Origin of the sequence: Streptomyces sp. NPDC060205, assembly GCF_042728395.1 — a bacterium.
Lineage (GTDB): Bacteria > Actinomycetota > Actinomycetes > Streptomycetales > Streptomycetaceae > Streptomyces.
In genome coordinates, this window is sequence record NZ_JBHWZP010000345.1 from 1 (window position 1) to 9,402 (window position 9,402).

Below are 9,402 nucleotides of genomic sequence, written 5' to 3' on the forward strand. Positions count from 1 at the left end.
GCTGTACGACGACCGCGCGATGACCCAGCGGCTGGGGCAGAGCCTGTCCGGCCGGTGCGGGCCGCGCCGAGCGCGGCGAGCAGGACGGCGTCACCGTTGGGGTCAGGTCAGACGGGCTGCGGTTCGAGGTTGTCCACGAATGCTTCGAGGGCGCTTCGCTTGATCCGGCGGGAACGACCACGCTTGACGAACCGCAGCTCGCCGGTGGCCATCAGTTCGTAGACGGTGGAACGGCCCAAGCGGAGGATCGTTGCGGCTTCTTTCGGGGTGTAGAGCAGTTGCTCGGCAGGCGCGAGGGCGGTGCTCATGCGACTCCTTCTCGGGGCAAGAGGCAAGGCGTCTGGGGGAGGGGTCTCAGAAGTCCGCTACATCCGCTACGCCGCTACATCGCAGGTCAGCGGGGGGTTTTTTGTAGCGGAGGGATGGCGTGTAGCGGCTACGTCCGCGTTGCGAGGCGGCGGGCGTAGCCGCTACACGCTTGGGTGCCGCTACAGATTCAGGGGCTCTGAGCTGGCCTGTAGCGGCGTAGCGGCTGTAGCGGCTTCCTGGGCAGGCGGGCAGTAGCGGGCCCACGCGTCGGTGAGGTCGCAGGCGTGGAAGCCCTTGAGGACGCCGCCGGCGGTGCGGATGTTGCGGGAGCGGATCGGCTCGTTGTCTGCCGTCATGTACTCCCCGAGCATTCGGGAGAGCCGCCGGTTGTCGAGCGGCTTGCCGTCGAGGTCGGCCCACGGGGCATCGTCGAGAGCGTTGAGCCGGTCCAGGATCGCGATGGTGGGAAGGCGGTCCATGCCGATGAGGACGTGGTCGCGCAGGTCGGTCAGCAGGCGGATACCGAGACTGTGCTTGTCGGTGTACTGCGCTGCTTTGACGAGCGTCAGGCACGCTTCCCGGACCCGGCGGGGCCAGTCTCCGCCGATGGCGTCCGCGATGGCGAGCAGGGGTTCCCACACGTCTGCCGGCCGGTCGGTGATCCCGTCGGGCATCTCCGGCCACGCGCCCATGACGAACCCTCGTGCGTGTTCAGCCCATTGGGCGAGCCGGTCGCGCAGCTTGTGCCCCTCGGCCTCGTGCATGCGGGCCCGGAAGGCTTCCACGCGCTCGTTGCGGGCCCGCCGACGCATGCGAATGACGATAGAGCGGGTCAGGATCGTGTCCGGGAGCGAGCCGAGTCCGGCGACCGCGACCGCGCAGTAGGACGGGAACGCCTGAACGCTCTGATTGCCGCCATCTCCGATACACCGGTAGGTGACCCCGGTCCGCCGGTGACCCGCGTTCAGGAACCCGCGCAGTTCCTCGTTGTCCCCTGCCCTGGGGCCGAAAACGGTATCGATCTCGTCGAACAGGATCGTCGGCCGGCCGTCCGCTCCGGACACCGACCGGAACAGTGCGGCGGCGGACGCGTTCACGGCCGTCATCGGCTGAGGCACGAGGGTTTCCACGATCTCCAGCGCGCGGGACTTCCCGGATCCCGGTTCCGGGGACAGGAACGCGAGCCGCGGTGTGGAGTCGAAGCAGTCGAGCAGGTGGGCGTGCGCGTCCCACAGCGCGACCGCGACGTAGGCGGCCTCGGTGGGGAAGACGTTGAACCGGCGGTGGAAGGCTTCCACCTCGTTGAGCAGCGTCGCGCCGTCGATGGTGTCGCTCATGCAGCGGCCCTCTCTTCCTGGGGGGTGCGGAGCGGGCAGAGGTCGCGGTGCGCTTCGTGGTCGGCGATCAGGGCCAGCACCCGTGCGCGGCCGATGGCGCTGCGGTCGCGTCCGCACAGGCACGTTGACGTGGCCGTAGGCGTCGCCCCGCGCGGCGCGGTGATGCGCAGCCACGCGACGGGGTACCGGCCGTCTCCGGCCTGTGGGTCAGGGAGAACAGCAGTGGGGACGCCTTCGGCGACGCCCTTTGGCTCGCCCGCGGCCGTCGTGTCCACAGGGTGTGGAGCGTCCTGCGGTCCGGTCGGGGTGGTGGTGATGCTCTTCAGGAGGGGGCGGGGTGGGGTGCTCATGCCGCCCCCTTGCGCTGCTGGTTGTGGGCGATGGACCAGTCGAGGGCGCTGCGCAGGGTCGAGCGGCACTCGGCAACGGTGAGTCCGGTCGCCTCGCCCGCCTCCTGAAGAGCGTTCTCCACCACGTGCCGGGGGAGGTCGCCCCATGCGACGAACCGTCCCAGGGCGCGCGCGGCACGGAACAACGCGGCCTCGCGCAGGCCGGGTTGGGCCGCACGGACGTTGTTCGCCTCAGCGGCAAGCGCTACATCCGCATATCGCCGCGATTGCCCCGCTACGGCCACTGAGGGTGCCTGAGGCGCCTTGGGGGCCGGTCGCAGGATGCTTTGCAGCCACAGGGGCAGAGGGGCCGCCACGGGGCCGCTCAGTGCTTCGTACGGTCCGGCGGGGGTGATGCTGCCTGCCGCGACGACGTATCCGCCCCATGCCCGGGTGTCGACCAACGGGGCGAGGGTGCCCGCCGTGTTGGTCAGCCGCACGCCTGCCGGGGCGGTGAAGTACAGGTGTGTTCCGCCGCTCGCGGTCCGCGTCCGGTAGGTGTCGGGGACGGTGTGGCCGGTGCGCTCGCAGAGCGCCCCAAAGGTCGCCACGCCGTCAGGCGTGCCCTCATTGCTGTTGTCCTGGTTCTTGGGCATGTCCAGGTCGACGACCAGCAGCCCGGAGGGGCCGGTGGCGATACCGACGTTGAACGCACCATGCGACCAAGTGGCGCGGATGCGGTCCGGGTCGGTGGTGGCGCGCTGCTCCCACTTGCGGTGCCCGCCCGCACACGAGCCGGTGCCCGGGCAGGCGGCCTCTCCATGCAGGGCGGGGCGCTTGGTGCCGGGCCGGAGCGGGAAGACGTGCCAGCCGCGTTCGGCGGCGGTCAGGGCGGCGTCCAGGAGGGACGCTCGACTGTTGTCGGTGGGTTGCGTCATGCTGGGAGACCTCCACAGGTCTGTTGAGGACTGGAGACAAGAGCGGCCCCGGACTTTGGCGAGACGGGGGCCGCTCTTGGCGTGCTAGGCGATGTCCAGCGCGAGCTGGGCCGGGGCCGCGGTTTCCGGTGCGGAGCCGACGGCGAGCAGGGTGCGGTAGGCGAGGGCGGCTTGGTGGATGACGACTCCGTTGCCGAGGATCTTGAGTTGGTCGGAGCGGGACAGGCCCAAGTCCGTGTCGGTGACCCAGCCGGGATCGGCGCCCATCATCCATTCCACGAACGCCGGGGACAGGCGCCGGTTTCCCTTGGTGCCCGGCTCGGTGGGCTCGGGTGCGGGGCGTCCCAGCACCTGCTCCCACCGGTGGATGGCGGGCCCGTAGTCGGTGCCGTTGGTGGCCACCCATTCCCCGTCCAGGCGCACGGCCTGGCCGGGCAGGTAGTAGTTGCCGGCCGTGTCGCGCTGGTTGGGACCGCCGTGCGGCCCGTCCGACGCCTTCGGTGTCGGCAGCAGGTTCACCACCACCTCGTTCAGGGGGCGGGAGTTGGTGCCGAGCAGGTTGGAGGCGCCGGACTTCCAGTCCCGCGCCGCCGGGGTGGGCAGGAGGGTGACGGCGGTGCGCAGGTTCATCCCGCCCTGCCGCTTGGCGGAGATCCCGGGGCCGCCGGTGCCGTCGGCGGCGGCCGGGGTGGGCAGCAGCCTCAAAGGCCGGTCGGGGGCAGCAAGAAGACCACTTCGTCCTCCAGTGTGGGCCCGTGCCCCCCGGCTTTGCGCTTGTCCGGATGCTGCAGGCCGCCGTTCCTGCCCAACTGGGAGGTGGGGGTCTTCAGCAGCGGGATACGCGACGGCGAACCAGCGGTCCCGGCGGTGGCAGGCGCCGACTTCGGGATCTCCAGCGCGTAGGCACATCCACCGCGCGTCGTACCCGATCGCGGCCAGGTCGGCGGCGACGACGTCGAGTCCCCTGCTCCGGAGGGCGGCCACGTTTTCCAGGAAGACGAGGCGGGGTCGTAGGTGGCGAATGGCGTGGGCGATGATTTTCCAGAGTCCGGAGCGGTCACCGGCGATCCCTCCCCGAGGTCCGGCGTTGGAGATGTCCTGGCAAGGGAAACCGGCGGTCAGGGACGCCGGGCGCGCCATGGTGGTGGCCAGCGCCTCGAAGTCGACGGCGGTGATGTCCCCGAGGTTGGGGGCGTGGGGCAGGCGCTGGGCGAGCAGCCGGGAGGCGGCGGGGTCCTTCTCGCCGACCAGGACGGTGGGCAGGCCGGTGACGGCTTCCACGGCCTGGTCCAGTGCGGCGGAGCCGGTGCAGAAGCTGACGTTGCCGCCCTCCGGCGGCACGACGGGAACATGGGGCATGCTGGGTGACCTCCACAGGTCTGTTGAGGACTGGAGACAAGAGCGGCCCCGGACTTTGGCGAGACGGGGGCCGCTCTTGGCGTAGCTAGAAGGGGGCGTGCTGCCGGTGCCGGGCGGCGGCCACGATCTCGCCGTGGTCGAACGCGAGGCGTCCGGTGTCGTCCAGGGGTGTCCAGCGGACGGCGGCGGCGTCGTCTCCGGCTTGTGCGGTGGTGTCGGTGGGGACGATGACCAGGTAGGCGGCGGTGACGTACCGGCCGCGCGGGTCGCGGTCGGGGGTGTCGTAGACGCCGATCAGGTCCATGTCGGCAGGGTCGACGTGGACACCGGTCTCCTCCAGCAGTTCCCGGGCGGCGGCGGTGCGGGAGGTCTCGCCGGGGTCGACGTGCCCGCCCGGCAGCGCGAACTGTCCCTTGTGCGGGGGCCATCCCCGCTCGATCAGCAGGACCGCGCCGTCACGGATGCAGACCACGTCGGCGGTGTAGCGGATGGTCTCGAAGATCTCGGTCATCTCTTCGGCTCTCGATTCTCGGTCGGTTCAGCCGTGGAAGTGGTTGCGCTTGATCACGGCCTTGCGGATGTGGACCGTGGTCCCGCCGTGGTGGCCGCTCGTGCCGAGGATCTGCACGGCGATCCAGCCGCCGAAGATGACGGCGGCGAGGGTGATCAGTTGGGTGATGAATGCGGTGAGCGCGGCGATGAACGACGTGAGGAGCAGCAGCCCGCCGCACACCGCGAGGAACCCGACGCCCCCGACCGCGACGTTGACCGCCGCGCGGGAGACGGCCGGTTTCGCGGCGAGGGGTTCGGGCTGTACGGGGCTGATGGCGTAGCCGGTGACGACCCGCCCGTCCGGGAGTACGACGCTCGCCACCGACGGGACCGCGCCCGGCTGGACGGGCGCGAGCGGACCGGCCGGCGGGTGGGTGATGGGGGTGGGTTGGTGGATGGTCACGGCCCGTTCGGCGGGCAGGTGACCGGAGTGTTCGGGATACATGCGGAATCCCTTTCGGCGGTGGGTCAGGGAGGTTTCGGCACCCCCTTGGGGGTGGGCTGTGGAGGGGGTTTTCGGGGGTTGACCTGGGGTGCCTCCCTGCCTCCCTGAACGATCATTTGTGCAGGTCAGGTGGAGGGAGGCGGGTCAGGGAGGGGGTCAGGGAGTTCTCCCTGCCTCCCTGACCCGCCACGGGTCGGCTCCCTGTCACTCAGCGGCGGAAGCGGAACCCTCGCCGTCGCGGTTGGCGAGGGCGCGGGCGAGCCGGTCACGGACCACGACCATGACCCCGTCGGACTTGTGCGGCTCGGCTCCGGTGCCGTCGAGGACGCGCTTGAGGTCGATGAACGACCAGCCGCCGTAGGCGTCCGCGTTGAGGGTGCTGAGCCGGGACAGCACGTCCTTGGTGCGCACCCGCTCCGCGGTGCCGACCACGGACGCGATGTCGGCGAGTGGATCTCGCTGCTCGCTCTGCTCAATGGCGTGCAGGGTGGTGACGCCGTCGCGCAGGGCCTTGGCCCGCTCGATGATGGCCTTGGCTGCGTCGTCGTCGATGTAGTGCGTGCGCACCGTGATGGCGGCCTGCCCGGCGGGGATGTCGATGCCGGAGGACGCGACGACCAACGTTCCCTGATCCAGACCGGGGCGCAGCATGTTGGGCGCGGCCCCGCCGTCCACGGCCTTGTCGCCGAGTGCCATGCGGGCCTGGGACTCGGTGCCCAGGGCGAGGGAGGCGCGGGTGTGGGCGCCCTCGCGTACGAGCTTGGGTAGGTTCTGGTCGGTGGGGTCCTGGGTGCCCTGCCACATCAGGACGTTGACCGCCCGCCCCTGGTTGTGGATCTTGCGGACCGCCATGAAGTACCGGGAGTTGGCCTTGGACCCGCCGTAGGGGCGCTTGTCCTCGTCCTTGGCCGGGCACATGAACGCCATCTGCGCCTCATCGACCAGCACGATCAGCGCGGGGAAGACGGTGCCGGGCGGGGCCTGGATGCGGCGGTTCATCTCCTCCACCGCGCCTTCGACCATCTCGGTCACCTGGATCACGTGCTCATCCGTCGGTCCCTGGATCAGGACGCGGGCGCGGCCGTCGAACATGGCCCAGTCACCGACACCCTTGAGGTCGCCCATCAGGAACTCCACCGAGCGGTCCAGCGCGAGCCACAGGGCGAGCGAGCGCAGCGCAACGGTTTTGCCCTGGTTGGACAGGCCGGTGATGAGCAGGTGGCGCTGGTAGAGGCTGAGCGCTGCCGCGTCGCCGCGCAGGTCCTGTCCCCAGGGGGCGCGCCCCTTGCCGTAGTCGGCGGTCATCGTCTCGTCCGTGACCAGCGGAGACGGACCGATCGGCTCGTCCAGCGCGCCGGAGTCGGCCACCCACAGCCGCACCGTCCGCGCGGCCTGGGGGATAGTGATGAACACCTCGTGCTCGTGCCGGGTCAGGTTCTCCGCGAGCTTCCGGCGCCGGTTCTGCACCTCGTTCGTCGACACCCCCGAGGGCAGGGTGACGTCGACTTCCACGCCGCATCCGGCGATCCGGATCGGCCCGAGCATCGACGCGCCGGCGTCGCCCATTTCCTTGATGGCGTTGCGCAGGGCGGGCACCCCGAGGTCGCGCAGGGCCTTGACGACGATCGAGGGGGTGATGGGTTCGCCCTCGCCCGATCGGACGTGGTCAGGCATCGACCATGCGGGGGCCGCTTGCTGCTTGCTGCCGACCGCCCACAGCGCGAGCAGCGCCAGGAACGGGCCGATCGTGAGCGCGGGCCCCCACACGATCTGCACGATCCGGATCACCGCGGCGATGAACTCGATTGTGGCGGCGAGTGGGGTGATGACGTCGGCGATCTCGCCGTTGTTGATGGCCATCACGACACCGAGGGCGACCAGCGCACCGATGCCCATCCCGGTCCCGACCGCGATGCCCTTGGCGGCTTCGATGGGGGAGTGGAGGAGGTCCATGCGGCGGTGGTGGCGGGCGGCGCGGAAGCGCTGCAACCGCTCCTCCCACTCCTCCGCAACCTCCAGGTTCCCGGCGGCTTCCGCCGCGCGGATCATCCGCTCGTACCGGGCCCCGGTCTTCCCGTCCCACGTGCGACGGGCCACGATTCGGCCCCCGTTGACCGTGTAGAGGCTGTGCCGGGCCACCGCGCGGGCGGCGGTCTTGGTCCGCTCGTGCGTGGCGGCGGTCTTCACCGCGCGGCCGGAGCGCACCCACAACGGGATGAGCGGCGCGGGTGCCGGGTCGGCCACGACGGTGAGCACGGTCGGCGTTGCGTCGGTGGCGGGCGGGTCGGTGTGCTTGTGGAGGTGCACGACGTTCTCAGACATGCTGGAACTGCTCCTGACTGCCCCTACGGGGGCGGAAAGTTCATGGGAGAGCCGGGGTGGCCGTGTCCGTGGAAAGTCCCGGGCACCCCGGCGCACAGAGGGGTGGTGGCTGGTCAGAACCAGCCGGACCTTTTCTTGGCGGCCTTGGCGCGGGCGGCCTCAGTGATGACGCGCTGACGCTCGCCGTGCAGCGCGGTCAGCTCCGCCGTCAGCCGCATCTGCGCCGCCGTGCCGGCCGTCTCCAACCGCTGGTCAGCACGGCCCGTGGACCGGCCCCGGGCGACCTGGTACGAGCCGCCGACCAGGGCGCCTGCGATGGCGCGGCGCTCGCGGCTGTTCAGCGGCCACCACTCGCCCCGCTGGACCGCTTCCAGCTTCTTGCTCGTTTTCTCGATCTCGCGTTCCAGGCGGCGCAGTTCGGAGTTGCCCATCAGGGGTTCCCTTCCGGTGCGGGCGGGTCGGGGTAGGCGCACGGCACGCACATGCCGAGCGAGGCGGGGATGACGTATCCGGCATCACGCCGGCAGGACGGGCAGGTACGGCGAGCAGCGTTGGCCTTGGCCAGGGCTGCCCACCGGCCGGGAGTCATCGGGCGGACCGGCTTGGCGCAGTCGATGCGGTAGAGGTGGGCGACCAGCGGGCCCCGCCGGAAGCGGGGCCTGAGCACCTGCGCGGCCACCGGTTGCCCGCCGGGGCGCAGTCCGCGCGCCCTCAGTTGGCGGAAGGTGGCGTAGCCGTCGGGGGCGTAGCGCCACGGGAAGGTCGGTATGCCGTGGCGGGCACCGTTCGGGTCGTAGCACTTGCCGAACGCCCCGCCGCTCACGGAGCCGGGGTGGCGCGTTCGGCGAGCAGGGTGTCGCGCAGCATCCGGGCGTTGACCGGGGAGGTGTGGACCTCCCGGCGAATGCCCTCAGCCGTCACCTTCGCGTCCGGCCAACCGGCCGTCGCCTTCCGCGCCTCAGCGAGCAGTTCGGCCGCGGTGCGCTTGGGTCGGGTCGACCGGGCGGCCTGCGGGAGTCGGCCGGTCGCCCGACGCGGGCGGGTCGACACTGCCGGAACCGGGCGGGCCGCGATCGAAGCGACCGGAGCCGAAGCCACGGCGGGCATCGGCTTGAGCGGCACGGTCGACTTCACGAATCCGACCGTCACCGGATCGGGCATCCGAACCGGCACGGCGGTGATCGGCGGCGGGGTCGATTCGGGCAGGTCAGCCGTAGACCGAATCATCTCGGTATCGGTAGATTCCTCCGCATTCGCGACCGGAGTAGGGATCGGAGCGGGGTGGTGGTGGAGGACCTTGGCGACCAGGTCGGAACCGAAGTAGATCGAGCCGACCGGAAGCGACGTGGCGAGCAGCACGAGCGCCCAGTTCGCCGGGTCCCAATCGGCGAGGCGGGTCCAGTCGACCGCGACGCCGTCCGCGTGCAGCGCGGGCACCAGGCCGTGCACGTAGTTGAGGACGAGGGAGGCGAGGGTGTACGTGCCCAGCACCCGCAGCGCGAACTTCCGCGCGTCGTCGGTGAGCACGAGAGTGGCGATCAGGGCGAGGGCCATCAGGCCGTCGACCACGAACGGGTACAGCGTCGCGGCCGTCTCGTCCGCGCCGACCGCGCTCGCGATGTCCCGCAACGCGTTCCAGGAGACCCGGAAGGCCATGGCGACGACCGCGACCAGCGCGGCCACCAGCAGGATCTTTCCCTTGCGATTCATCGGCCGGCCCTCCCGTGCTCGTCACGGTCGCCCGGCTCCCAGATGAACCGCTCGCCCATCCACTCGTCCGCATCGCCGTTGTCCGGCCCGATCTCCTGCAC

Annotated in this window: 11 protein-coding genes; all 11 read right to left on the bottom strand. The window is 70.9% G+C overall.

Annotation, left to right across the window (positions count from 1 at the left end; translation table 11 throughout):
- Positions 1-107 precede the first annotated feature (107 nt).
- Entirely contained in the window at positions 108-308 is a 201-nt protein-coding gene (locus tag ACFWGJ_RS37065) for a helix-turn-helix domain-containing protein (RefSeq protein ID WP_387333366.1), read from the bottom strand.
- A gap of 180 nt (positions 309-488) precedes the next feature.
- The gene (locus tag ACFWGJ_RS37070) at positions 489-1,646 is read right to left on the bottom strand and encodes a DUF3631 domain-containing protein (protein ID WP_387333367.1); all 1,158 of its coding nucleotides are present in this window, start codon (positions 1,644-1,646) and stop codon (positions 489-491) included.
- Entirely contained in the window at positions 1,643-1,996 is a 354-nt protein-coding gene (locus ACFWGJ_RS37075; protein ID WP_387333368.1) for a hypothetical protein, read from the bottom strand. Before ACFWGJ_RS37075 ends, ACFWGJ_RS37070 begins: the two co-directional genes overlap by 4 nt.
- Positions 1,993-2,913 carry a bifunctional DNA primase/polymerase gene (locus ACFWGJ_RS37080; protein ID WP_387333369.1) on the bottom strand — a complete coding sequence of 307 codons (921 nt, stop codon included), beginning with the start codon at positions 2,911-2,913 and terminating at the stop codon, positions 1,993-1,995. The genes ACFWGJ_RS37075 and ACFWGJ_RS37080 overlap by 4 nt, the downstream gene beginning before the upstream one ends.
- 84 nt (positions 2,914-2,997) lie before the next feature.
- Entirely contained in the window at positions 2,998-4,272 is a 1,275-nt protein-coding gene (locus tag ACFWGJ_RS37085) for a DNA cytosine methyltransferase (RefSeq protein WP_387333370.1), read from the bottom strand.
- A gap of 85 nt (positions 4,273-4,357) precedes the next feature.
- The gene (locus ACFWGJ_RS37090) at positions 4,358-4,783 is read right to left on the bottom strand and encodes an NUDIX domain-containing protein (RefSeq protein ID WP_387333371.1); all 426 of its coding nucleotides are present in this window, start codon (positions 4,781-4,783) and stop codon (positions 4,358-4,360) included.
- A 27-nt stretch (positions 4,784-4,810) separates the two neighbouring features.
- A complete protein-coding gene (locus tag ACFWGJ_RS37095) occupies positions 4,811-5,269 on the bottom strand; it encodes a hypothetical protein (RefSeq protein WP_387333372.1) in 459 nt (152 codons plus the stop codon).
- Between the two features lie 204 nt (positions 5,270-5,473).
- On the bottom strand, positions 5,474-7,591 hold the full coding sequence (locus ACFWGJ_RS37100; RefSeq protein ID WP_387333373.1) for an ATP-binding protein: 2,118 nt from the start codon (positions 7,589-7,591) through the stop codon (positions 5,474-5,476).
- A 113-nt stretch (positions 7,592-7,704) separates the two neighbouring features.
- Positions 7,705-8,022 (bottom strand): hypothetical protein, encoded by a 318-nt coding sequence (locus ACFWGJ_RS37105; RefSeq protein ID WP_387333374.1) that lies wholly within the window; start codon positions 8,020-8,022, stop codon positions 7,705-7,707.
- A complete protein-coding gene (locus ACFWGJ_RS37110; protein ID WP_387333375.1) occupies positions 8,022-8,414 on the bottom strand; it encodes an RRQRL motif-containing zinc-binding protein in 393 nt (130 codons plus the stop codon). The genes ACFWGJ_RS37105 and ACFWGJ_RS37110 overlap by 1 nt, the downstream gene beginning before the upstream one ends.
- Entirely contained in the window at positions 8,411-9,301 is an 891-nt protein-coding gene (locus ACFWGJ_RS37115; protein WP_387333376.1) for a DUF2637 domain-containing protein, read from the bottom strand. Before ACFWGJ_RS37115 ends, ACFWGJ_RS37110 begins: the two co-directional genes overlap by 4 nt.
- Between the last annotated feature and the right edge of the window lie 101 nt (positions 9,302-9,402).